The following is a 25,109-nucleotide window of genomic DNA, read 5'->3' on the forward strand; positions in this document are numbered from 1 at the left end:
GAAAGGCAGACAAACTACGGGATGAGTCGGATGTCAGACGTTCGAACAGTTCAGCTGAACATTATCGGAATGGGATGCGCATCATGTGTTGGTCGCGTCGAAACAGCGTTGCGCGAAGTACCTAGCGTCGAAGATGCATCGGTCAATTTCGCGTCCGAAACAGCGCAAGTCACCTTCGCGGGCCCGATGTTGGACATTGCGAAAGCCTTGGACACCGCAGGATATCCGGCGGCGACGCGGCAAGTTGAACTTCGTATCGATGGAATGAGCTGCGCGTCTTGCGTATCCAAAATCGAGCGCGCGTTAGAATCCGCTGCTGGAGTTGTTGCGGCTCAGGTGAACCTCGCGACTGAAGGTGCGACGGTTACCTATCTCGAAGGATCAACCAGCCCGGAGGCGCTGTCCCAGGTTCCAACCGGCTTAGGTTACCCTGCGCGGCCGAGTTCGATTCAAGGTAACGAAGCGACACCTGACGCGAAAACCGAAGAAATTCAAAAGCTGACTCATACAACAATTGTTGCCGCCGTGCTGGCGCTGCCAGTTATTATTCTGGAAATGGGCGGTCATATGATCCCTGCTTTTCACCATTGGGTCCACGCAACCCTTGGCGCACAAACCAGCCAGTTGATCCAGTTTGCATTGACATCTGCCCTGCTGATCGGGCCGGGGCGGGTGTTCTATTTGAAAGGCATCCCGTCATTGATACGTGCCGCGCCGGATATGAATGCACTGGTCGCCTTGGGCACTGGTGCTGCCTATCTGTATTCGGTCACAGCCACTTTTGCGCCACAAGTGCTGCCCCAAGGCACTGCGAATGTGTATTTCGAAGCCGCTGCGGTCATCGTCGTTCTGATCCTGTTGGGTCGCCTTTTGGAGGCACGCGCCAAGGGCAAGACCGGTGCGGCAATCCGCAAGTTGGTAGGATTGCAGCCTAAAACCGCGCGGGTCGAACAAAACGGTACCACTGTGGATCGTCCAATCGCGGAAATTACTGTTGGAGACATTCTGCAAATCCGGCCGGGTGAGCGTGTGCCTGTGGACGCCGAGGTTCTGGACGGCACTTCTTATGTCGATGAAAGCATGATCACGGGCGAACCGGTGCCAGTCGGAAAATCCGCAAAGGATCAAGTTGTCGGAGGTACGGTGAATGGCGCAGGTGCGCTGCGTGTGCAGGCCAGCCGGATCGGTGCGGATACCGTGCTGGCACAGGTCATACGGATGGTCGAACAAGCGCAGGGCGCAAAGCTCCCGATTCAGGGGCTTGTTGACCGGATCACCTATCGCTTTGTCCCTGCTGTCATCGCAATTGCCGTACTGACGGTTTTTGCATGGCTGATCTTTGGGCCGTCCCCGACGCTGCCTTTGGCCCTTGTCGCCGGTGTTTCAGTTCTGATCATCGCTTGCCCCTGCGCCATGGGGTTGGCCACACCAACATCGATCATGGTTGGAACAGGGCGCGCGGCAGAGCTGGGTGTTCTTTTCCGCAAAGGTGACGCGTTGCAGCAATTGCAACAGGCAAAGGTGATTGCTCTGGACAAGACCGGAACTCTGACACTGGGTCGCCCTGAACTGGACGGTATTGTGACAACGAACGGTTTTGAACAGGCAGAGGTTTTACCCTTGGCCGCCGCGCTTGAAGCGCGGTCCGAGCATCCGATTGCAACGGCCATTTCGCGCGCAGTTCCATCTGATTTACCCGATGTCTCAGAGGTTCAATCCCTGACAGGTTTGGGCCTTCGGGGTCGGGTTGAGGGCCGCGAAATCCTGATCGGATCGCACAAGCTGATGGAGCAAAGTGGCATCGACATTTCGGATTTGCAGGCCGGGGCCAACGCGCGCGCTGCAGAAGGGGCGACCCCGTTGTTTGTGGCGATTGATGGTCAGGCCGCGGCAAGCCTAACCGTCTCGGACCCGATCAAACCGGGCACCCCGGAAGCACTGGCGCAGTTACACGAGATGGGCCTTACTTTGGCTATGGTCACCGGCGACAACGCACGAACAGCGCAAGCTCTAGCAGATCGGCTGGGGATCGATCATATCACCGCCGAGGTGCTGCCAGACGGCAAATTGAACGCGATAAACACGCTACGAAATCAGTATGGAACGCTGGCATTCGTTGGGGATGGCATCAACGACGCCCCAGCACTAGCGGCTGCCGACATAGGCATCGCGATCGGCACCGGTACAGATGTAGCGATCGAAACAGCAGACGTCGTTTTAATGTCGGGCGATCTGCGCGGCGTGACAAATGCCATGGAAATGAGCCGCCGAACTATGCGCAACATCCGCCAGAACCTGGGATGGGCGTTTGGCTACAACATTCTTTTGATCCCGGTGGCGGCCGGCGTTTTGTACCCGTTCGGAGGGCACCTCTTGTCGCCTGCACTAGCGGCAGGCGCTATGGCATTGTCGAGCGTCTTTGTCGTCTCGAACGCGCTGCGCCTGCGCCGTGTCCGCGCCAGTGCAGCGGAAACCACGTTAGCCACACCTAAGGAGGCCCATGCATGAATATCGGAGATGTCTCAAACCGCACCGGTCTTCCAGCCAAAACCATCCGGTATTACGAGGATATCAACCTGATCAAACCGATGCGCGACGACAACGGATATCGTCGGTTTCGCGAACAGGACGTGCATAAGCTTAGCTTTTTGGGACGTGCCCGTGCATTGGGGTTCACAATCGAAGACTGTCGCACCTTGCTGGCCCTCTATGAAGACGAAACACGTGCCAGCGCCGACGTCAAACGGATCGCGCGAGATCATCTTACACAGATCGAGGCCAAGATAGCGGACCTGAATTCCATGCGCGACACGCTTGGCCACCTGATCGACGCCTGCGCAGGCGATGACCGCCCAGATTGCCCGATCCTGCACGATCTGGGTGGCAAATCGTAACGCGGGGTTGCCCTTTCGGCGCAGCTTTGCTTTGTCTTTGCTGAACAATCCGGTCCGCTGCTCGGCAGGCGAAGGGACCGGTCAGCGGAGAGGATCACCAAATGGCAAAAGTTGCTTTCCTTGGCCTTGGCGTCATGGGCTATCCCATGGCTGGCCACCTACAGGCCGCGGGTCACCAAGTCACCGTTTTTAACCGTACCACCTCAAAGGCCGAGGCCTGGGTGGCTGAACACGGTGGCGCATTTGGCAAGACACCAAAGGAAGCCGTTCATGGGGCCGAGTTTGTCATGGCTTGCGTCGGCAATGACGACGATTTGCGTAACGTCTGTACTGGTGATGATGGCGCGTTCCATGGGTTGAGCGCGGGCGCTGTTTTCGTAGACCACACAACAGTGTCCGCCAAGGTCACCTGCGAGCTGTATGACGCGGCCAAAGCGCAAGGAAATGCATTCGTCGATGCTCCGATTTCCGGTGGTCAGGCCGGGGCAGAAAATGGCGCGCTGTCCATCATGTGCGGCGGCGATCAATCGGCTTATGATGCGGCAGAACCAGTGATGCAGGTCTATTCGAAGATCTGCCGACGCATAGGCGACAGTGGCGCGGGACAGATGACGAAGATGTGCAACCAGATTGCTATCGCCGGGCTGGTTCAGGGCCTCAGCGAAGCCCTGCATTTCGCCGAAAAAGCAGGGCTGGATGGCCGCGCAGTTGTCGAGGTTATAAGTCAAGGTGCCGCAGGCAGCTGGCAGATGGCGAACCGATACGAAACCATGCTGGAAGACCATTTTGACCACGGTTTTGCCGTCGACTGGATGCGCAAGGATCTGGGCATTTGTCTGGACACCGCGAATGAGACCGGAGCGTCCCTGCCCGTGACCGCTTTGGTCGATCAGTTCTATAAGGATGTTCAAAAGCTGGGCGGTGGTCGATGGGATACATCCTCACTAATCAAACGGCTTCGGGCACTGGACTAGGGAACCCAAGAACAAATGGCCGATTTGACTGCATTTTGGGTTAACGCGTTGCGCACGCATTGGGGGCTTGAGGTCAAGCTCTCGCGCCTCGATGGCGAATACGATCTGAACTTCCTGGTCCAGGCCAAAAATGGGCAGGACTATGTTCTCAAGGTCATGCGGGCAGGCTGCGCGCGTGAATTGGTCGATTTGCAGATCAAAGCGCTCGAACACATCGCTACTGAAGCTCCGGGACTGCCATTTCCCAAAGTGTTGCCGGATCTGAAGGGTGCGTTGCTTGTCGACATTCAGGACGAGACTGGCGAGCAAAGGCTGGCCTGGTTGCTGGAACGCCTGCCCGGACAGTGCTACGCCAAGGCCGCCCCCAAAAGCGAAGAACTGATCCTTAAACTCGGCCGCGTTCTGGGTGCAACGGATCGTGCTTTCGAGCAGTTCGAACATGACAGTCTTAATCGGGTCGGTTTCAAGTGGGATCTGACACAGGCGGGTTGGGTCGCCGACAAGTTAGAGGTGGTTTCCAATCCTGACCGGCGCGCTTTGCTGGCCGGAATCGCAATAGAATTTGATGGCATCGCGGGCCAGCTGAGCGCCCTGCCGAAACAGGCCATTCACAACGACGCCAATGACTACAACATTCTGGTCGAAGGTGAGTTGGGCCAGCGCCAAACAGTATCGGGCATGATCGATCTGGGCGACATGTGCGCGGCGCCGCGTATCTGTGATCTGGCCATTGCCGGGGCATACATCGTACTGGATCATCCCAAACCCGAGCGCGCCTTGACCGCTTTGGTCCGCGGCTACAACGCTGCCAATCGCCTGAGCCCGGCCGAGGTTGACCTGATCTGGCCATTGCTGCGGATGCGACTGGCGGTGTCTGTGGTGAATTCCACCCTGATGGCGATGGAAAACCCGGATGATCCGTATGTCACCATCTCTCAGAACCCAGCATGGAGGTTCTTGGAAAACACCTCGATCAATGGGGGCTTGATGCTGGCACGGCTGCGCGCGGCGTGTGGGCTGCCTGTCACCGATGGGGCGGAACGCATCCACGCCTATCTGTCGGAACATAGGGGGCATTTTGCCCATATGTTCGATCAGGACCTGGGCGATGTACCAATGAGGTCCCTTTCTGTCGAAAACTCGGTTTGGCCGCAAAACCCGTTTCTCATGCCATTGGAAGAGGCCGCGAGGGTTGGCGAAGAATTCGGCGAAGACCTATGGCTTGGTTACTATAACGAACCCCGCCTGATCTACACCGAACCCGGATTCAGAAAGGGGCCGTGGAAAGCATCCGACCGCCGTACAGTGCATCTGGCTGTGGATGTCTTCGCACCCGCCGGAACCGTCCTGCATGCGCCGATGAGCGCGCGGGTCGAAGCGCTCGAAAACCGGGACAGCCACCTCGACTATGGCGGCGTAGTCATTCTCCATCATGAAACACCCGAAGGTGATCCGTTCTATACGCTTTACGGTCATTTGGACCCCGAGGTTTGCGACCGCCTAAAACCCGGTGACCCGGTGGCGCAGGGTGCCGCCTTTGCCCGTCTTGGCGATGCCGGTCAAAACGGCGGCTGGGCCCCGCATGTGCATTTCCAACTGGCACTGACAACAGATGGGATGGAGGCCGACTGGCCCGGCGTCGGCGACCCGGACGAAATGGAATTGTGGCATGCCGTTTGTCCCAATCCGGCAGCCCTGCTGAACCTACCAGATGACAAGGTGTTCTACCGCCCCACAGACAGGCAAGCGATCCTGCAAGGGCGACACGACCATTTTGGCGGCAACCTCAGTCTGACCTATGATGACCCCGTTATGCTGGTTCGCGGATGGAAACATCACCTGTTCGACGAATGGGGCCGCCCCTATCTGGACGCCTACAACAACGTCCCCCATGTGGGCCATGCCCATCCGCGCATTCAAGCCGTTGCGGCAGATCAGTTGAAGCGGATGAACTCGAACACGCGGTACCTACACCCGGCGCAGACGGCATTCGCCGACAAGATACTCTCCAAACTGCCAGGTCAGTTAGAGGTTTGCTTTTTCGTCAATTCCGGCACCGAAGCCAACGAACTGGCCTTGAGACTGGCGCGTGCACATACCGGGGCTAAGGGGATCGTGACGCCAGACCATGGCTATCACGGCAACACCAACGCGGCTGTGGCCATCTCGGCCTATAAGTTCAACAAGCCAGGCGGCGTCGGCCAGGCGGATTGGGTTGAACTGGTCGAGGTTGCCGATGATTTTCGCGGGTCTTTCAAGCGGGATGATCCGGATCGTGCTGAAAAATTCGCAGATTTGGTGGACCCGGCAATCACCGCTCTGCAGAAAAAAGGGCACGGGGTTGCGGGTTTTATCGCGGAAACGTTCCCCTCGGTGGGTGGGCAGATCATTCCGCCCAAAGGTTACCTGCCTGCCGTTTACGAAAAAATCCGTGCCGCAGGCGGCGTTTGCATCGCGGACGAAGTTCAAACCGGCCTTGGACGGTTGGGAAAGCACTACTTTGGCTTTGAACACCAAGGCGCCGTGCCGGATATCGTGGTCTTGGGCAAGCCCATCGGCAACGGCCATCCATTGGGCGTTCTGGTGACGACCCGAGAGATCGCCGAAAGCTTTGACAACGGGATCGAGTTTTTTTCGACCTTCGGCGGTTCAACCCTGTCTTGCCGGATCGGCAAAGAGGTTCTGGATATCGTCGATGACGAAGGTCTACAGGACAACGCCCTACACATGGGATCACGTCTGATGGACGGGTTGCGCCAGATCGCAGCTCAATTCGGGTGCGTCGGCGATGTGCGGGGGATGGGTCTGTTTCTGGGTGTGGAATTGGTCAACCCGGATGGAACCGAGGGCACTGAAATCTGCAAATACGTCAAGAACAGAATGCGCGATCACCGTATCCTGATCGGCAGCGAAGGTCCAAAAGACAATACCCTGAAAATCCGTCCACCTTTGACCGTCGAGGCCGAGGATGTGGACATGATACTCTGGGCCTTGCGAGAGGTCCTGTCAGAAGTTGGCGAATTTGCCCCTGCCCCTGTGTGTGACCATGATCATCATCACGCAGGATGTGGGTGCTGCTGACTCAAAAAAACCCCGACTTCCACCAGGGTTTCGCTGTCAGGCATATCAATCTAGTGCAATACAGCCGAGTGAACTTTGTGACCTGTTGTTGGCATCGGCACGGCGGCTGTCATGCGACGCAGCGCCAGCCCCAGCTCTTCCGACAACGAAGCCAATGCAGGTGCGAAATCAGGGCGCACAATCAGCGACGCCATCATCATCGCGTCTTCGCGCGCGCCCTCAGACGCTGCTGCAATCATCTGGGCAAAACAATTCTCATCTGCACCGAGACACGCACATCCCAGCCCGTGACGCACCAATGGCCGGCGGCCATGATGGGCGCAAAGCGAGCACAGACGATCCAATGTCAGCATCACCGCTCGTCCGTGGTCGCGACCCAACGCGATGTCAAAATCGCTGGCGGCATCAGCGCGACCGCTTTTACCTTCGCTCCAAAGGCGCAGGTACATCACGGCACCGGCTTCGACCGGGCTGAGGTCAGACAGGCGACCAACGGCCGCCCCACCCCGAGACGCAGGTGCGCTCATTTTGTGAGGATCAATTTGCCGGCCCGGGTGATGCGCAGTGTGTAAAGCTGATCGCCCAGTTCGATATGGGCCAGGTTGCCACCTTTTGTCAGCTCTTCAGCTTTATGCGCGGGAAGCATCGAGACTGCATAGGACTGGCTGGGGTTTGGGGTCTGCGCGTTCATCGGACAACTCCAGAGGTTTTAAGGCAAACGGCCTAATCTGTTCGCATTTCTAACGATCTGGCTGACCTAAAATCAGGTTGGCTGATGGTTCCTGTGTTTAATCTGATTAATTTAGTAAGGTATGTCAAGTGCCGGTTCGAAAGAACCTGAAACCGGCATGATTGCGGTGCATCTCATTGCGCGATAGGTCTTGAAAAACGCGTGATATGGGCAGGTTTTCAATGAACACAGCAATCGTATTCGATCTCGATGGGACGCTGGTGGACAGCATTGGTGACTTGGCCGGGGCAGCGAACAGAATGCTGGCAGACGCGGGCCGAGATCCTCTGCAGCTGGACGTTATCAAACGATTCGTCGGCAACGGCCTGCCCAAGCTGGTCGAACGGGTTCTTCAGCATTGCGGCCTGCCAATGGACCGCCACAACGAACTTACCCAACTCACCCTTTCCCACTACAATGCTGCGGCCAGCGACACGACCGTGCTATACCCAGGCGTCCCAGAGGCCCTGTCTTACCTGCTGGCCAGCGGCTGTGTTTTGGGCGTTTGCACCAACAAACCGGAAGCACCAGCCCGCCATGTCTTGGATGCACTGAATCTGTCCCAATACTTCGATGTCGTGCTGGGAGGTGACACGTTGAACACACGAAAGCCCGACCCGGCCCACCTGATCGCAAGTTTCGAAGCACTTCCGCGCCATAACAAACGCCTGTTCGTCGGCGACAGCGAAGTCGATGCGGAAACCTCAGTTCGTGCGGAGATACCGTTTTTGTTGTTTACCGAAGGATACCGAAAGTCGCCTGTTGCCGAGATCCCGAACCAAGTCAGCTATAGGTCCGCAGCGGAACTACCAGCGTTGGTGGAGCGCCTGTCTCAGGAGCAATAAAAACTGAATGGAAGGCCTTAAAATTATTGAGGGGCCGACCGAGGGGGTAGAGGCCGACCCCTCATCGGGGAAAAGTGGTGTGGTCTGGGAAGACCTAGTGGTTGAGTCTTGTTTACCGACTCTTGTTGGCGCGCGAAATTGGGGGATTCCCGTAGACGGCCACTATTTTCCCGGTTTTGAGCGGGGTTGCCCTGCCCAATTCGCAAAAACAGCTGGTGCTTTGCCTTGAAACGCGGAACGGCGGCTCGACGGCTCGGAAAGCGGGAACAAAACCGCTGACAGGAAATGACTATCGGTCAAGGGCCTCGGATTGCATCCGAGCCAAATAAACTAAGAAGAGCCAACCGGTTTTGTAGTTTCGCGCTCGATCAATCGCACTTGCGTGCGTTTGACCTCCGATGGCTCAAAGGAGTTCTCCAGCCAATCCAAAACGGTTTCTGCAACCTGTCGACCAAAGTCATCGACACCGCAACAAATTGTGGACAATGCAGGCCAGCATTCTGCGGCCTCTTTGATGTCGTCGCAGCCGATAATCTGAAACTCTTCGCCAATGGTTTTTTGGGCCTTGTGACAGGCATTGATCATTCCAAATGCGACAAGATCGTTAAAACACACAGCCGCATCGTATTCCGGATGGTCTGTAAACAAAGAAGCTGCGGTGGTTTGACCGAATGAACGGCTGCTACGGCCCGTCAGAACCAGGGGCGGAAGGTCCTGTTCGGCCATGACCTCGAGATATCCTGAAACACGTTCATGCGTAACAGGACGACCTTCGAGCCCGCCAACAAACGCAATACGCCGTGCTCCTGCTTGCAAAAGAACCCGCGTCGCCATACGGCCACCGGTCAAATAGTCAGGCGCCAGGAACGGAAACTTGGCGTAGTCACTGCTGATCTGACGCATCACTTGTATCGTTGGCACGCCAGAACGTTCGATCGCGGCAATCGAATTTGCCACGTCGCCATAAGCGGGCGATAGGATCAGCGCCGACACACCATGTTCCAGCATCGCACCAATAACCTGATCCTGGATTTCCGTATCTTCATTCGTGTTTGCCACAACGACGGCATATCCACGAGATCCCAAGGCCATCTGCAGGGACGTAGCAAATTCTGTGAAGAACGGGTTGTTAAGGTCGTTGATGACCAACCCTATCAGTGCAGTACCGGAAGATCTGAGATTTGCCGCAGACCGGTTGTAGACGTAGCCGATCTCTTTCATCGCAGTGTGCACCAATTGGCGCGTCGCGGGCTTCACCTGCTCACTGCCCTGCAGAACAAGGCTTACCGTAGATTTGGAAACGCCCGCCTTGGTTGCAACATCTATGATCGTCGGTCTGCGCATTCAGCTTATTGCTCAACCCCATGAAGGTTCAAAAGTGTGATCATCCGCTTTTTGGCCATATCCGGATCCAGAAGCAATCCGGCCTGATCCGCAAGCCGGAACACTTCGGCATAGTGGCAGATGTCGCGGCTGGATTGGAAACCACCGGGCATAACAAAATGAGATTGCGCGCCGTTCAACCACGCCAAATACGCAATCCCTGCCTTGTAGTACCGAGTTGGCGCCCTGAAAATCTCACGACTGAGAGGGACGGTTGGTGCGAACAAGGAGTTGTAACGATCCATGTCATTCTGGGCGAGCGCTTCAAGCGCTTGACTTGCGGCCGGGGCAATTGCAGCGAAAATTCCCAACAAGGCGTGAGAATACCTCGATCCATCCCCGGCAATTAGGTCGGCGTAGTTGAAATCATCCCCAGTATACAGGCGAACCCCGTCCGGGAGGCGGGCGCGAAACGCCTCTTCATGCGCCTGATCCAGCAAAGAGATCTTGATGCCGTCAACCTTGCCAGGGTTTTCGGTGATCAGAGACAGAACAAAGTCACTGGCCTTCTCGACATCGGCACTGCCCCAGTAACCGGTCAGCGCAGGGTCAAACACATCGCCCAACCAATGCAGGATGACAGGATCCTTCGCCCCATCAATCAATGAACGATAGACATGATGATAGACATCTGGCCCAGCCTCGATTGCCGGAAAAGCGCGAGATGCCATCAGGATCAGCTGTCCGCCTGCCGCCTCGATCTGTTCTGCCTGCATCTGGTAGGCTGACAGAATACTATTCGCGGTTTTGAGGTCTTCAAGACGCATATGATCCGTCCCTGCCCCACATGCGACCCTAGGAGACAATGGATGAGATTTGGCGGCGACCATGGTGCGCTGGATCAACTCTAACGCAGTGTTCCAATCCACACCCATGCCACGCTGTGCCGTATCCATTGCTTCTGCCAGGCCAAGCCCTTGATCCCACAGCCCTTGCCTAAACTGTAGCGTTGCATCCCAATCCACAGCCGGACGTCCGTCCCATGGGTATCGCTCGGCCAGCGGGTCCGAGACCACGTGCGCAGCGGCGAATGCCGTGCGTGTCAAGGGCACTTTCGGTGCGCGCGGCACCAACGGTGTTCCAGACAACTTGTACGGTGCCAATTGGCCATCGAGTCCTGGCAAGGTCAGGGCCATCTCCTCAGACCTCCAGATCCAGGACCAAAATCCCGTCGATCCCGCCTATTGCGTTCTCGACAAGCTGCCCGCCCAGTGCCTTGTGGGTTTCGTTGGTCGCATATGCCTCAAGCGCGGACCAATCAGCGAAATCAATGACAAACCCGTGCATATAGCCACGCTCAATCTGTTCGGGGCTTTCGCTGCGACCCCCGGTAAACCCACCTGCCCCGGGCAGCGTCTCGGACAGATCAGATAGCCCTGCGTAGATTTTCGATATGGCCTGCTCGGTCACATCCGGGCGAAACTTGGTTAGAACGATATGGCGGATCATTGTGTTAACCCCTGATCTTGTTTGATCATGTCAGCGGCTTTTTCACCGATCATGATGGTAGGTGCGTTTGTGTTTGATGAGTTGACCGTTGGCATGATCGAAGCATCAGCGACGCGAAGTCCCTCGATCCCGTTGAATCGCAGGCGCGAGTCCAAAACCGCTTCGGCATCGCCGCCCATCCGACAAGTGCCCGCACAGTGGTGAGACGTCTTGGAATGCATGCAGATAAAGTTGAAATACTCTTGCTCAGTGCGAACACCTGGCCCTGGCAAACGTTCGGCAAGGATGAAGGGTTTCAAGGCATCTTGCGCGAGGATGTTCTGGACCAGTTTCAGCCCGCGGATCGACATCTCTCGATCATACGGATCGACCAGATAGTTCGGGTCGATCAACGGCATCGCTGCGGGATCAGCACTTTGTAATCGAACGCTGCCACGCGATCGAGGTCGTAAGAAACAAGCGTTAAGGGTTACGCCTCCATTCGGCATCGCTTCGACACCCGCTTCGATACCGGTTCCAAGCCCCAGATGCATCTGAAGATCCGGCGAACGCGCGTCTGGATCGGCGTACCAGAACCCTCCAGTTTCAAACAGGCTAGAGGCCACAGGACCTTTTCGGGTGAACAAGTATTGCAGGCCGGCGAAGGCTGAGAGATGCAACTTAGCAAAACGGTCGTACGTGTGTGGTCCCGAGACCTCACAAATCGAGTACAAATCTAGGTGATCCTGCAGGTTTTCACCAACTTGCGGCTGATCAAAGACCGTCTTGATGCCAAGGTCTTCCAGATGATCCGCCGGGCCAACCCCAGACAACTGCAACAAACGTGGAGAGCCAATCGCGCCAGAACAAAGGATGACCTCATTCGATGCGCTGAATTTTTTACCGTTGATCAACTCCACGCCCGTTGTCCGGCCACGATCCACAAGGATGCGGCGGACCTGGGCTCCAGTCTGAACGGTGAGGTTCGAACGGCCCCGGTTTGGAGCTATAAACGCCATGGCAGCTGACGACCGACGCGCATTTCGCTGGGTCAGCTGGTAATATCCGGCCCCGTCCTGTTTTTCGCCGTTTACGTCACGTGTTTCGGGAATTCCGACCTGTCCAGCCGCCTGAATGTAGGCGTCGCAAATCGGCAGGGGTGCGGCAGGCATTGAAACCCCCATAGGCCCGCCCCTTCCGTGGAATGTGTTGTCATACGTGTCGTTGTCTTCAGATTTCTTGAAATAGGGCAGCACGTCGGCATAGCTCCACCCGTCGCACCCCATCTGTCGCCAGTCATCGTAGTCCTGCGCGGCGCCGCGCGTGTAAATCTGTGCGTTGATCGCAGATCCGCCGCCAATCACCTTGGCTTGGGTATAGGTGAAAATCTTATCTTGCATGTGCTTCTGCGGAACGGTCGACCACCCCCAGCTGCCAATGCCTTTGGTCATTTTGGCAAATCCGGCAGGCAGATGGAAAAACGGGTGCCGATCGGTTGATCCGGCCTCGAGCAACAGTACATTGGCCGAAGGGTCTTCGGACAAACGCGCCGCAATGACCGAGCCCGCCGACCCGCCACCAATCACAATGAAATCATACCCTTCAGACATTCTGTTTTGCCCTCAGATCCTTGGTGTTCAAAGTCGCGAGATTGACAGGCCGCCATCCACTGGGATCACGGCGCCGGTGGCGAATTGCATCTGACCTTCAACAATCGGCAGGATGACATCCCCGATATCCTTCGGCTCGCCCCAGCGCGCCGCCGGGACAAGGCCACCCTCGATCCGATCTGTGTATTTGTCGCGCACCCCTACCGTCATGTCGGTAGCAATAATGCCCGGGCGCAACTCAAAGACGCCAATGCCAAGCGGGGCCATACGCACGGCAAAAAGCTGCGCCATCATCGCGGCGGCCGCTTTGGACACGCAGTATTCTGCGCGTTCAATCGACACCATCGTTGCGCTGACAGAGGTGACAAAGGTTATCGACCGATAGCTGTCCCGAGGCTGCGCCTCCATGCGTCGCGCTACGTGCTGAGCCAGAAAGAACGCCCCGCGCAGGTTGATATTCTGTACGGAATCCCAGTTCTCGGTCGTTAGATCCAGCATATCTCCGCGCACGGGCGCACCCACGCCCGCGTTGTTGATCAAAGCAGTGATCGGACCCAACTCAGCCTCGACCTGATCCAACAGCGTTGGGACATGAGCGATATCTGACACATCGTGCTGCACATGGATGGCGGCAGGGCCAAGTTCGGTCAATGCCGCCTTCACCGCGGGTGTGTCAGTGTCCGAGCGCGATGCCAATGCCACCTTATAACCGGCAGCGATCAGGGCACGGGAAATGCCCAGACCAATGCCTCTCTGCCCGCCGGTGACCAAAGCCGTTCCGCTCATGCTGCAAACTCCGTTTCGATAATGTGGCGACCCGCTCGCAAAGCGAGGGCGGCGATGGTCAGCGCCGGGTTTACGGCGGCCGAAGTCGGTAAGACTGACGCATCAACAATGAACAGGTTCCGATGGTCGTGGCTGCGGCAATGGGTGTCGACCACGCTGAGTGACGGATCGGTGCCCATACGCGCCGTGCCACACTGATGCGACGGGGTGCGCCGATCAAACGGACGAGAAAGAACGATCGGAAACCCGGCTTGACGGAGGTGCTTTTTTAAACGCGCGACCAGTGCTTCGTGCGCTTGCCAGTTCGAACGCTTCCAATCCAGACAAATTTGCTGGCCTCCGACGGTCACGCGGCTGTCGCGGTTCGGTAAATCCTCGGACATCGCGTAGAAGTCAAAACTTCGATTGGCGATAAGCGCCGCGATGGGGCCCGGCAGGTTGGTTTGTGAAGCAAGGATTGGACCAGTGATCTTGCCCAGCATCTGGATGTTGCCCAAGGGCAGAACTCCGTTGCCGGCAGCGTTGTAATAGTCGTTAAACATCAGAGTCTTCTGATATACGGACCGGTTTCGGCGCAGCGGGTGAATAGCCAGCACTGCCGAGCAATTGTGGTTCATGAAGTTCCGGCCTACCTGATCTGACCGATTGGCAAGACCAGTTGGACAATTTTCGTTCGCGGACTTGAGCAACAACACTGTGGATTGAACTGCCCCGGCCGCCAGAGCAATCAAAGGGGCTTCAAAAGTGCCTCGCCCTTCGACTTCGACGCCTGAAACGCGACCTTCATCACTGGTTATCAATCTCTGCACAGCCGCACCGGTCTGCAGTTCCACATTTGAATGCAACAAAGCTTGGGCCAGCGCATTGGTTTCCGCATCCATCTTGCCACCGCAGGTGTTCGGATAGGCATCCCACGTGGTTTGTCCGTGTGCCAGCCATCTGTCGATATCGACCCCGAGCGGGACTGACGAAGGGGTCAGACCAGTGCGCTGCAGACGAAGTCTGAGATCCGCAATATCGGGCTCATCTGGAACTGGAGGATATGGATAGTCACCGCTGTGGGGCGGCTCGGTTGGATCCTCGCTGGTGACACCGCGTACATTGTAAAGGGTCTCGGCCGCCTGATAATCAGCCTCGAGTTCTTCATATCGGATCGGCCAACCGGGTGATTGCCCGCCCATATGTTGGCGCGGTTCAAAATCCTCGGCCCGGTACCGTATCAGCGCCGCACCGTAGAATTTGGAATTCCCGCCCACACAATAATAGTTGCCCGGGCTGAAGAGTTTACCTTCGCCATCCTGCCATGTCTCATCGGGTCGAAAACGCCCGTCAGCGAATATCGCGTTTGGATCTCGATCCCAAGATGACGGGGTCAGACGTTCGCCCCGTTCAAGGATCAGGATTCGGCGCCCGCTCGGCGCAAGCACCGCAGCCAATGTCGCCCCGCCTATGCCGGACCCAATGATTATGACGTCGGCACGTGTCACGGAACGATCCGCATCTCGCTTTCAGGATCAAAGGCAACTGCCTTTTCCATGTTGACGGCAAAGTTGAAATCCTGACCTGCCGCAACCTCGGCATCCGAACGCATCCGGGCGATGACATCGCGCCCGCCCAATTGCATCGACACAAACGTGTCTGAACCCGCAGGTTCGGTCACAACGATACGGTTGGTCATATTCGCAATGTTCGAAGACTTTCGGTCGGCGCCATCCATATCGGTAATCGTTTCCGGTCGAACCCCCAGCAGGATGTCACGCCCGGCCCACGTCGCTAGATTGTCCTGGCTAAAGGGCAAATGCGCCGTCGATCCATCGTGCAGCACTACTTCGGCATGCGGGCGACCGTTCAACACCTCTACGCGCGCAGGCAACACGTTCATTGCAGGCGACCCCATGAAAGTGGCCACAAAGATATTGGCCGGGGTGTCGTAGATATCCTGTGGCGTACCAAGCTGCTGAACGTATCCGCCATTCATGACAGCGATCCGGCTGGACAGCGTCATGGCTTCGATCTGGTCATGCGTTACATAGACAATGGTAGTGCCAAGATTTTGGTGCAGCTTCTTGATCTCGGTCCGCATATCCACACGCAGTTTTGCATCGAGGTTTGACAGAGGTTCGTCAAACAGGAACACGTCAGGTTCGCGCACCAACGCGCGTCCCATTGCAACCCGCTGACGCTGACCGCCAGAAAGCTGCCCGGGCTTACGGTCCAGCAATTGTTCGATCTGAAGCAGACGGGCGACTTCGATCATGGCCTTGTCGCGATCCGCTTTGGGAACGCCATGCATTTCCAGACCAAACGTGATGTTCTGTCCAACCGTCATATTCGGATAGAGCGCGTAGCTTTGGAACACCATGGCGATGTTGCGGTTTGATGGGTGGACCCCGTTCATCACCTTGTCCTTGATCCGAACCTCACCACTGGTGATCTCTTCCAGCCCGGCGATCATGTTCAACAAGGTCGACTTACCGCACCCGGATGGGCCGACGAGAACCAGAAACTCACCTTCCTCCACCGAGATATCAACCTTGTGCAAAACCTCGACCGAGCCATAGGATTTGGTCGCGTTGTCTATGTCCAGAAAACCCATAAGGCCTTATCCTTTCACGGAACCCGCCATCAGGCCGCGGACGAAGTATCGACCAGCCACGATGTAGACGAGCAGAGTTGGCAAGGCGGCAAGAATGGCGCCTGCAAAATGAACGTTGTATTCCTTCACACCGGTTGACGATTGCACCAGGTTGTTAAGCGCGACCGTCATCGGTTGGCTGTTGGCATCCGCAAAGGACGCGCCAAACAGGAAGTCATTCCAGATGTTTGTGAACTGCCAGATGATTGAGACCACTGCGATTGGCCCGGAGCTGGGCAGAAGAATGCGCCAGAAGATCTGAAAGAACCCGGCCCCATCGATTTGCGCGGCCCGGATCAGTTCGGTTGGGAAGACAGCATAGTAGTTGCGGAAGTAAAGCGTCGTGAATCCGATACCGTACACCACATGCACCAGGGCCAGGCCCCAAGTCGTTCCGGCCAACCCCATCAGACCCAGCATGCGTGCCATAGGGATCAACACGATCTGGAACGGGATGAAACAGGCGAAAAGCATCAAGCCAAACAAGATAGTGTCGTATTTGAACCGCCACTTTGTCAGCACATACCCGTTCAGCGCACCCAGAACGGTCGAGACTATGACAGCCGGAACCACCATCTTGATGGAATTCCAGAAATACGGGCGCAGGCCTGTCGGCTCGACCCCGATTTGCGCCGACGACCAGGCTTTGATCCAGGGCTCAACGGTAAAGACCTGCGGCAAGTTCATCATGCCGCCGCCGGTAATCTCTTCCAGCGGTTTTAGTGAGTTTGCCAGCATCACGTAAAGCGGCAGAAGATAGAACAGTGAGAACAGTAATAGCACCAGATAGATCAGCGTGCGCGTGATGCGCCCGGTGCGGATCGCGGTATCCTGAGTCGCCTGAGCCATCAGCGTTTCTCCCGCAATTCAGCATAAAGATAGGGAATCATGATCGCTGCGATAGTCATCAGCATAATCGTCGCCGATGCAGCGCCAATCCCCATCTGATTTCGGGTGAAGGTGTAAGAATACATGAAGGTTGCGGGCAGCTCGGTCGCGCGGCCTGGGCCGCCTCCGGTCAAGGCGATCACAAGGTCAAATGTCTTGATGGCCAGATGGCTGAGGATAACAAACGCAGACAGGAATGCAGGTCGCAATTGCGGAATAATGATGCGACGGTAGAGGTTCCAGTTCGACGCACCATCCATCTGTGCGGCACGCAGTATTTCGTTGTCGATCCCCCGCAGACCAGCAAGAAACATCGCCATAACGAAGCCGCTGGTCTGCCATACGGCGGCCAGAACAACCGTGTAAATTGCGTAGTCTCGGTTTTTGATCCAGTCAAACTCGAAACTTTCCCAACCCCAGCTGTGCATCACGTTTTCCAACCCGATACCGGGGTCCAAAAACCACTTCCAAGCGGTCCCTGTCACGATAAAGCTGAGTGCCATGGGATATAGGTAAATCGGGCGCAGCAAACCTTCGCCGCGGATTTTCTGATCAAGGAAGATCGCCAGGCCAAGCCCGATACAGGTGCAGATCACGATATAAAGACCCGCAAAGATGCCCATATTGATCAGAGATGTTTCCCAATGGCTAAGCCGCCAAAGTTTGTCGTAGTTTTCCCAACCAACCCATCCAAATGACGGCAGGATGCGGCTGTCGGTAAAGGACAGGTAGACCGAAAACAGGATGAACCCATAAACAAAGACCAGCATCATCGCCAACGAAGGCGACAGGACCAGTTTCGGGATCCAGTTTTGAAGGCGTGTCTTGAAATCCGCGTCGGCTGAAACAGCCATGGCGCGTCCTCCTAAAGTGGTGGTGTTCTAAGGCTTGGATTGCCCTCTTGGGACAGGGCGGTCGAATGACCGCCCCATCGGGAGGATCACTTTTCGATCACTTGGCGATCGATACGGCGTCAACCAGCTCGACCACAGCTGTTTCGCTGTCGTACTCACCGTTGAAATGCGCTGTCACGACGTCATAGACCGCATTCTTGACCGACGCGGGCGCTGCGTGGCCATGAGCCATCGAACCAAACAGGTTACCCGATGCCGCTGCTGCGGCCAGATCTTTCATGCCTTGCTTACCGCAGGCGTCAAAATCTGCGTCGCTGACATCTGTACGGGCCGGGACCGATCCCTTCACGACATTGAATGCCGACTGGAATGCGGGCGACAGGATGGCACTGGCAAGTGCGGCTTGTTCTGCCGAAACCGAACCGCCCTGATCGAACATCATGAACTGGTCGGCGTTGAACGTGACCTGATCGGCCGTTCCCGGGAAGCGGAAGCACAGGAAGTCTTCACCCGGAACTTTGTCCGCATTCAGAAACTCGCCTTTTGCCCAGTCGCCCATCATCTGGAAACCGGCTTCACCATTGATGACCATCGCCGTGGCGAGGTTCCAGTCGCGGCCCGAGAAGTTTTCGTCAACGTTGTCACGGATAAAGGCCATGCGGTCGAAGGCTTCTTTCATTGCGTCTCCGCCAAGTGTGCCTTCGTCCAGATCAACAAACGCCGCCTTGTAGCCATCCGGGCCCAGGGTCGACATCGCAACCGCATCAAATATGGTCGCGTCCTGCCATGCCTGACCACCATGTGCGATCGGCGTAATACCCGCGGCTTTCAACGCCTCGACGGCTGCAACAAATTCGTCCCAGCTGGCTGGTTGCGCGATACCATTTGCGTCCAGCACGGCCTTGTTCGCCCAAACCCAGTTGGTCGAGTGGACGTTGACAGGCGCAGACACCCACTTACCGTCATGCTTGGCAAACGCTTTCAACGCGTCAGGTACAACGTTGTCCCAGCCTTCTTTGGCAGCAACGTCATTCAAGTCAGCCAGCGCACCCTGTGCGGCCCAGTCCTGAATATCAAAACCCAGACCCTGTACGGCGGTTGGTGCATTGCCTGCAGTAACGCGCGCCCGCAAAACGGTCATCGCCTGTTCACCACCGCCGCCTGCAACAGGCATATCGGTCCAGCCAACGCCCTGTCCTGACAAATCGTCCTTCAGGACGTTCAGCGCTGCGGCTTCGCCGCCTGACGTCCACCAATGCAGAACTTCGACCTCTTCGGCCTGGGCGAGGCTGGACGTGCACAGCAGTCCGGCCACAATGACCGACTTTGTCTTGAGTAGTTTACGCATTATGTTTCCTCCCTAAATGCGATCGTCGTTCGTTGAGCACCTTTTTTAAGTGCCTGTTGTTAGCTTTCCTGCACCCATCGCGTCCGGCTGTTGCCGATCCGCATAACCACAGATTTCACTTCAAAGAATTCCTCGAACCCATATCGTCCAATCTCTCGTCCCTGCCCTGATTGCTTGAACCCACCGAAGGCAACTTCGGGAAATCCATCCATCCAGGTGTTGGTCCAGACCGTTCCCGTTTCTGCACGACGGGCGAATTCAAGGCAGGTGTGAACACTCTCACTCCACGCGCCTGCGGACAGACCGTAAGCGCTATCATTGGTCAGTGTAACGGCCTCGTCCAGTGTTTTGAACGTCAGGATGGAAAGAACCGGGCCAAACACTTCGTCCCGTGCGATGGGCATGTCGGGAGTGACCTCGTCTATCACTGTTGGCTGATAGAACTGATTGCCCAGACCTTCGACGTTCAACGGAGCACCGCCAAGCACAACAGTCGCGCCATTGGCCTCGGCTTCCTTGACATAAGCATCAATTTTCAAGTTGTGCTGCGGGGTTACGATTGCGCCCACTTGCGTAGTTGGATCCAGCGGATCGCCGAACTTGACCTTGCGAGACAGGTCAACAACACGGTCGCGGAAATCTTCTGCAATATCTTCATGCACGATAATCCGACTGCTTGAGTTGCAGCACTGCCCTACGTTGAAATAGACACCAAAAACAATAGCATCCGCAGCAGCATCCAAATCGGCATCCGGGAAGATCACTTGGGGGTTCTTGCCGCCTAGTTCCAGAGCCACTTTCTTAAGCGTGTCCGACGCTGTTGCGCTAATGGTTTTGCCAACCCCCGTCGACCCCGTGAAGCTCACCATATCTACGGCCGGGTGGCTGGACATCAAGCTACCAACCGGCACACCGTACCCAAGCACAATATTGCAGACACCAGCTGGTAGACCTGCCTCGACCAGCAGCTCACCCAGCATCAGGGTTGTCGAAGGCGTCATCTCTGACGGTTTCACCACGACGGTGCAGCCCGCCGCCAGTGCAAAGGGCAGTTTCTGGCTGAGAATCCAAAATGGGAAGTTCCACGGCGTGATGATCGACACTACGCCGATAGGCTCTTTCAGAACCATGCCTACTATGTCTTCACCCAGCGTGTTGTGACTGTCCCCATGTGTGCTGCGTGCCAGCGAGGCCGCATAGCGCCACAAATCTGCAGCACCACCGACTTCTGCCTGGGACTGGCTGATCGGCTTACCGCTTTCCAGTGTTTCCATCAACGCGATGCGGTCGACATTGCACTCAATCAAGTCCGCAACTTTGAGTAAGATCAATGCGCGGTGTTTGCCAGATGCCCGGCTCCAGACCCCGCTGTCAAAAGCCGCGCGGGCCGCTTCAATCGCTTTCTCAGCCTCAGCCTCTCCGCCCAATGCGGATCGGCTGACGATGTGCCCATGCGACGGGGAGTGGCGTTCGAAGGTCTCACCAGATGCGCTGTCACAAAAAACACCGTTGATCAGGTGCCGACCTTCGAAAGGTTCGGGCAGATCGAAAGAAATTGCCGGGTTGATCGAAAGATCTTTCATCTTGTCAAAGGCCTGAAAACTGAGGGTTTCGTTTTTCCTTAAAGGCCGCAACACCTTCGTCGCGATCCGCTGAAGCCGCAGCCGCAGCGCTACCGAGGGCTTCGACGACGGCCTGCGTGTCTTCGCCAACCGCTGCATGGATCATGTTTTTTGAGATTTCCACGGCACGCGGGGACAAGCCTTGTATGTCAGCCACCATCTCAAGCGCGCGGGCCAGTGGATCGTCTGCCACCTCGGCCGCGAAACCTAGTTCAACAGCGCGTTCCGCCCCAATACGACGGCCAAACAGCGCCATCTCTTTCACAGCGCCTTCCGGGATCAGCCGGGTCAGCCGCTGCGTTCCTGACCAACCAGGCACAATCCCGACGCGTGCCTCTGGCAAGGCCAGCGTCGCACGGGGGGCCACAAGCCGCAGATCACAACAACTGGCCAATTCCAGCCCTCCGCCAAATGCATGGCCGTTAATCGCGGCAATCGTCGGCTTGCCCAGCCGCGCCAACCGGTCAAAAATCCGATGTCCGTCCCGCACCCAATGGCGCGAAAACTCAGCCGGGCTTAAGTCACCCCATGCGCCAATGTCGGCGCCGCAGCAAAACGCCTTGTGGCCCGCACCGGTTACGATCAAGCTTCGTAGTGAGCTGTCGCGCTCAACTTGCTGAACCCGCGCTTCCAGCGCATCCAACATCTGCTTCGTTAAAGCATTCAGTTTGGCCGCGTTGTCCAACGTTAAGACTGCCGTTGACCCGTCGATATGAAAACCAATCCCGCTCATGGGGTCATCCCCATCGGGCCTTCGGCAAAAAGCTTACCGGGCATGAGTTTGGCGTTTTCTGCCACGGATATACGCCCGCCGGACGCGTCGACGATATCGCGTTGCGGATCAATACCGGGCATGATCTCGTTCGCGACCAAACCGCCCTCAGTCAAGCGGATCACGCAACGCTCGGTGACGTATAGAACGTCTTGACCCGTCTCGCGCGCACGGCGCCCCGAGAAGGTGACATGTTCGACCTGGTCCACCATCTTGGTGAATTTTCCGGGCGCTGCGACTTTGATACCATCTGATCCCAGATCGATCTTGGCGCCTGCCTCGAACCAACCGGAAAATACGATTTTCTTCGCCCGCGCGGTTATATCAACAAAACCACCGCATCCCGCTGTCAGGTAAGGTTTTTTGCCTAACTTGGAGACGTTCACATTGCCTTCGACATCCACCTCGAGGAACGACAGGAAAGACATATCGAACCCACCGCCCTGAAAGTAGATGAACTGTTGTGGCGACGGTACGTAGGCATGGGCATTGGACGCGCATCCAAACGCAAATCCAGTCAGGGGCACACCACCCACGGCACCTTGCTCAATGGCCCAGGTCACTGCCTGCGGGTGGCCCTCTTCCAGTAGAATACGCGGGACCATTGCGCTGATCCCAAAGCCCAGATTCGCGCTCATCCCCTTGCGCAACTCCAAAGCGGCCCGGCGCGCGATGACCTTCTCGACACCGTGTTCTGCTAGAGAAAAACTATCCCAGGGACGCATGACCTGTCCTGATATCGCCGGATCATAGGGTGTCTCAGTGGTCTGTTTCTGAAGCGGGTCCTCAACAATCAGGTCAACCAGATGACCCGGGACACGCACATCATGGGGCCGCAGACTGCCCGCAGCAGTGACTCGCTGAACCTGTGCGATCACCAGCCCACCGTGGTTGCGCACGCAGATTGCCTGCTCCAACCCACCCAGATACGCACCTTCATGTTCGTATGTCAGATTTCCGAATTCATCCGCCGTGGTGGCGCGCATAATACAAACGTTCGGAACGATGTTGGGAAAGTGTAACCAGGTCTGACCATCGAATTCTGCCCGAGCCACGATCGGTGCATCCGCACCGCGCGCATTCATCGCACAGCCTTCTCGGACCGGATCAACAAAGGTATCCAATCCGACTTGGGTTAACACGCCGGGCCGCCTTGCAGCAGCCTCGCGGTGCATATCGTACAGAATGCCCGAGGGAACGTTATAGGCTGCCACCCGATCCTCGACGATCATCTTCCAGATTTCAGGCATCTCAAGGCTTGAAGGGCCCGAAGGGTACGATCCGGCCAAAACGCGGCTCAGCAGCCCGTCTTGGGCCAGATGCTCCATACCCTTTACCCCGTACATGTCCCCTGCCGCGATGGGGTGAAGTGTTGTGATGTTGCGCGGATGCCCTTCGGCCTGAAACCGCTGACCTATGGCTTCGAGTACTAGATCGGGGCATCCCAAGGCGGAAGATGACGACACCGTCACCACTGCATCGTCTGGGATGCGAGAAACAGCCTGGGATGCGGATACAAGCTTGGCCATCAGAGCCCACCGTAATCGACATTAACCCGCTGCCCTGTCGCGGCAGCTTTACGCACGCAAAGTGCCACAGAAAGAGATTTTACCCCATCCGGGCCATCGGCGGCAGGCCGACCCTGTCCTGTGGCGGCGGCAACAAACTCAGAAACGCCTTGAACATACAGGTCATGATCCGAGTACGAGATGTTTTCCTGACCGGCCTCGGTCACCAAGGTGATGTCGCCAATCGGGCTTTGGGTCATAATGCCCTTTGCAAAAATCGTTCCGTGCGTTCCGTGCACCTCCAAACCTGATCCGGCAAAAGGGTGCGTAAAGCTCTCATGTGTCATGACCATCGCACCGGAGGGCATGGTCCAGACAGACATGCAAGAATCCTCGACCCCCTGCCCCATGCCCGAGCTAGCCATCTGAGCCACGACCGAGGCCGGATCCTCCTGCAGCAGGAAGCGCGTAACATCTGCGTCATGCACCACAATGTCAGGAATCACGCCGCCCCCGGCACCTGCATCGTTTATCCGCCACCCTTGTAGATTGCCTGGTAAGTGAACGGCATGATGAATGCGCAACGACAGTACCTGCCCCACGCGCCCTGCAGCAATCAGATCACGAATCGCGCGATGGCTGCCCGAACAGCGCAGGTGGTGATTGGTGCCAAAGACGGCATCCGCCGCCTCGGCCGCGCGCACCATCTCGATTGCCTCTTCCTGGGTCATCCCCAATGGCTTTTCGCACAACACGTGTTTGCCTGCCGAAATGGCGGCCGTGGCCTGCGCATGATGCTTTTCGTTGGTGGATGAAATGTAGACAGCCTTTACCTTGGGATCAGAAAGCGCTTCGGACAGGTTGGTCGTCGCGCACGCAATTCCATGATCATCGGCCCATACCTGAACCCGTTCAGGAGAGTTGCTAACGATCCAGGTCACATCGTGCCCCGGTTGTTGGCGTACTGCGTTCAGCATGTGTTGGGCAGCGATTGTACTTGCTCCAACAAAAACCCAGTCCATTTCAGATCCCCCAATTAGAACGTTCCAATTCACTACTGGAACGTTCCAAACTTAGCAATAAGAAAATTCAAATCACGTCTGATCGGGGTAGTATGGCCTAAACGAGCCAAAGAGTTTTGGCTGCCAGAGACCATTGCAGAAAGCCATTTCAGCATCGGTTTGACTTTGCCCTGTGCTGGGTCGTACCCTGGGTCAGGTCACAGTCTCAGTCGACGGGCGCCGTTCAGCCCGCACTGTTCAGCGCACCCAACATTCCGGTTTCTTTGACCGCCTCCATCGCGACAAATGTGGATGTACTGGCGACATGCGGCAGGGAAGAGACCTTCTCAGCTAGCACAGCGCGATACTCTGACATCGAACCGGTGCGAATTTTCAATAGGTAGTCGAAATTCGAGGCGATCATATGCGCCTGTTCTATTTCAGCTACCTTTCGAACCGCCGCATTGAACTCAGCCAGCGCCTTTTCACGGGTGTCTGCCAAACGCACCTCGACAAAGGCAACGTGATCCAACCCAAGACGGATCGGGTCCAACATGGCGCGATAACCGGTGATGATTCCATCGGCTTCCAACCGTTTCAGACGTGCCTGCGTGGGCGATTTGGACAGCCCAATCTTTCGGGCGAGATCCGCAACCGAAATACGTCCGTCTTCGGCAAGCACCTTAACGATAGAGCGGTCAAACCGATCCAACGTTGGAAAGTCTTTTTGCATCTCAGTTCCCTAAATCT

Annotated in this window: 22 protein-coding genes; 5 read left to right on the forward strand and 17 right to left on the reverse strand. The window is 56.6% G+C overall.

What is annotated here, in order from left to right; translation table 11 throughout:
- Positions 1-30 precede the first annotated feature (30 nt).
- From Q1B21_RS04000 to Q1B21_RS04015, 4 genes are all read left to right on the forward strand, one after another.
- Positions 31-2,508 (forward strand): heavy metal translocating P-type ATPase, encoded by a 2,478-nt coding sequence (locus tag Q1B21_RS04000; protein WP_299886156.1) that lies wholly within the window; start codon positions 31-33, stop codon positions 2,506-2,508.
- A complete protein-coding gene (gene cueR / locus Q1B21_RS04005; RefSeq protein ID WP_299886159.1) occupies positions 2,505-2,894 on the forward strand; it encodes a Cu(I)-responsive transcriptional regulator in 390 nt (129 codons plus the stop codon). The genes Q1B21_RS04000 and cueR overlap by 4 nt, the downstream gene beginning before the upstream one ends.
- Before the next feature lie 101 nt (positions 2,895-2,995).
- Complete coding sequence (locus Q1B21_RS04010; protein WP_299886162.1) at positions 2,996-3,868, forward strand: NAD(P)-dependent oxidoreductase; 873 nt, start codon at positions 2,996-2,998, stop codon at positions 3,866-3,868.
- Positions 3,869-3,883: 15 nt separating this feature from the next.
- Positions 3,884-6,949: an aminotransferase class III-fold pyridoxal phosphate-dependent enzyme gene (locus tag Q1B21_RS04015; protein ID WP_299886165.1), complete on the forward strand. Its 3,066-nt coding sequence runs from the start codon at positions 3,884-3,886 to the stop codon at positions 6,947-6,949.
- Between the two features lie 50 nt (positions 6,950-6,999).
- On the opposite strand, the gene Q1B21_RS04020 is transcribed toward Q1B21_RS04015, so the two are convergent.
- Both Q1B21_RS04020 and hemP read right to left on the reverse strand, forming a co-directional pair.
- Complete coding sequence (locus Q1B21_RS04020) at positions 7,000-7,476, reverse strand: hypothetical protein (RefSeq protein ID WP_299886168.1); 477 nt, start codon at positions 7,474-7,476, stop codon at positions 7,000-7,002.
- Complete coding sequence (gene hemP, locus Q1B21_RS04025) at positions 7,473-7,640, reverse strand: hemin uptake protein HemP (protein WP_120631905.1); 168 nt, start codon at positions 7,638-7,640, stop codon at positions 7,473-7,475. The genes Q1B21_RS04020 and hemP overlap by 4 nt, the downstream gene beginning before the upstream one ends.
- Positions 7,641-7,861: 221 nt before the next feature.
- Between hemP and gph the strand changes: the two genes are divergently transcribed.
- Positions 7,862-8,524: a phosphoglycolate phosphatase gene (gene gph, locus Q1B21_RS04030; RefSeq protein WP_299886172.1), complete on the forward strand. Its 663-nt coding sequence runs from the start codon at positions 7,862-7,864 to the stop codon at positions 8,522-8,524.
- A gap of 330 nt (positions 8,525-8,854) precedes the next feature.
- On the opposite strand, the gene Q1B21_RS04035 is transcribed toward gph, so the two are convergent.
- The 15 genes from Q1B21_RS04035 to Q1B21_RS04105 all read right to left on the reverse strand — a co-directional run bounded on the left by Q1B21_RS04035 (position 8,855) and on the right by Q1B21_RS04105 (position 25,092).
- Positions 8,855-9,868, reverse strand: a complete 1,014-nt coding sequence (locus tag Q1B21_RS04035; RefSeq protein WP_299886175.1) for a LacI family DNA-binding transcriptional regulator — start codon at positions 9,866-9,868, stop codon at positions 8,855-8,857.
- A gap of 5 nt (positions 9,869-9,873) precedes the next feature.
- Positions 9,874-11,043, reverse strand: coding sequence for a dihydrodipicolinate synthase family protein (locus tag Q1B21_RS04040; protein ID WP_299886178.1), 1,170 nt, complete (start codon positions 11,041-11,043; stop codon positions 9,874-9,876).
- Positions 11,044-11,047: 4 nt separating this feature from the next.
- Positions 11,048-11,356 carry a Dabb family protein gene (locus Q1B21_RS04045; protein ID WP_299886180.1) on the reverse strand — a complete coding sequence of 103 codons (309 nt, stop codon included), beginning with the start codon at positions 11,354-11,356 and terminating at the stop codon, positions 11,048-11,050.
- The gene (locus tag Q1B21_RS04050) at positions 11,353-12,945 is read right to left on the reverse strand and encodes a GMC family oxidoreductase (protein WP_299886183.1); all 1,593 of its coding nucleotides are present in this window, start codon (positions 12,943-12,945) and stop codon (positions 11,353-11,355) included. Before Q1B21_RS04050 ends, Q1B21_RS04045 begins: the two co-directional genes overlap by 4 nt.
- A gap of 27 nt (positions 12,946-12,972) precedes the next feature.
- Positions 12,973-13,731, reverse strand: coding sequence for a 3-ketoacyl-ACP reductase (locus tag Q1B21_RS04055; protein WP_299886186.1), 759 nt, complete (start codon positions 13,729-13,731; stop codon positions 12,973-12,975).
- Positions 13,728-15,218, reverse strand: a complete 1,491-nt coding sequence (locus Q1B21_RS04060; protein WP_299886189.1) for a GMC oxidoreductase — start codon at positions 15,216-15,218, stop codon at positions 13,728-13,730. Before Q1B21_RS04060 ends, Q1B21_RS04055 begins: the two co-directional genes overlap by 4 nt.
- Positions 15,215-16,327, reverse strand: coding sequence for an ABC transporter ATP-binding protein (locus Q1B21_RS04065; protein WP_299886192.1), 1,113 nt, complete (start codon positions 16,325-16,327; stop codon positions 15,215-15,217). Before Q1B21_RS04065 ends, Q1B21_RS04060 begins: the two co-directional genes overlap by 4 nt.
- A gap of 6 nt (positions 16,328-16,333) precedes the next feature.
- The gene (locus tag Q1B21_RS04070; RefSeq protein ID WP_299076981.1) at positions 16,334-17,215 is read right to left on the reverse strand and encodes a carbohydrate ABC transporter permease; all 882 of its coding nucleotides are present in this window, start codon (positions 17,213-17,215) and stop codon (positions 16,334-16,336) included.
- Positions 17,215-18,108 (reverse strand): carbohydrate ABC transporter permease, encoded by an 894-nt coding sequence (locus tag Q1B21_RS04075; protein ID WP_120631896.1) that lies wholly within the window; start codon positions 18,106-18,108, stop codon positions 17,215-17,217. Before Q1B21_RS04075 ends, Q1B21_RS04070 begins: the two co-directional genes overlap by 1 nt.
- Before the next feature lie 97 nt (positions 18,109-18,205).
- On the reverse strand, positions 18,206-19,456 hold the full coding sequence (locus Q1B21_RS04080) for an ABC transporter substrate-binding protein (protein ID WP_299886196.1): 1,251 nt from the start codon (positions 19,454-19,456) through the stop codon (positions 18,206-18,208).
- A gap of 59 nt (positions 19,457-19,515) precedes the next feature.
- Positions 19,516-21,039, reverse strand: coding sequence for an aldehyde dehydrogenase family protein (locus Q1B21_RS04085; protein WP_299886199.1), 1,524 nt, complete (start codon positions 21,037-21,039; stop codon positions 19,516-19,518).
- 4 nt (positions 21,040-21,043) lie between these two features.
- Positions 21,044-21,811, reverse strand: a complete 768-nt coding sequence (locus tag Q1B21_RS04090; RefSeq protein WP_299886202.1) for an enoyl-CoA hydratase/isomerase family protein — start codon at positions 21,809-21,811, stop codon at positions 21,044-21,046.
- Positions 21,808-23,379, reverse strand: coding sequence for an acyl CoA:acetate/3-ketoacid CoA transferase (locus tag Q1B21_RS04095; RefSeq protein ID WP_299886205.1), 1,572 nt, complete (start codon positions 23,377-23,379; stop codon positions 21,808-21,810). The genes Q1B21_RS04090 and Q1B21_RS04095 overlap by 4 nt, the downstream gene beginning before the upstream one ends.
- The gene (locus tag Q1B21_RS04100) at positions 23,379-24,380 is read right to left on the reverse strand and encodes a Gfo/Idh/MocA family oxidoreductase (protein WP_299886209.1); all 1,002 of its coding nucleotides are present in this window, start codon (positions 24,378-24,380) and stop codon (positions 23,379-23,381) included. Before Q1B21_RS04100 ends, Q1B21_RS04095 begins: the two co-directional genes overlap by 1 nt.
- Positions 24,381-24,603: 223 nt before the next feature.
- Positions 24,604-25,092 carry a winged helix-turn-helix transcriptional regulator gene (locus tag Q1B21_RS04105; RefSeq protein ID WP_299886212.1) on the reverse strand — a complete coding sequence of 163 codons (489 nt, stop codon included), beginning with the start codon at positions 25,090-25,092 and terminating at the stop codon, positions 24,604-24,606.
- Positions 25,093-25,109 lie beyond the last annotated feature (17 nt).

The sequence above is a fragment of the uncultured Ruegeria sp. genome (assembly GCF_947504215.1).
Classification (GTDB): domain Bacteria; phylum Pseudomonadota; class Alphaproteobacteria; order Rhodobacterales; family Rhodobacteraceae; genus Ruegeria.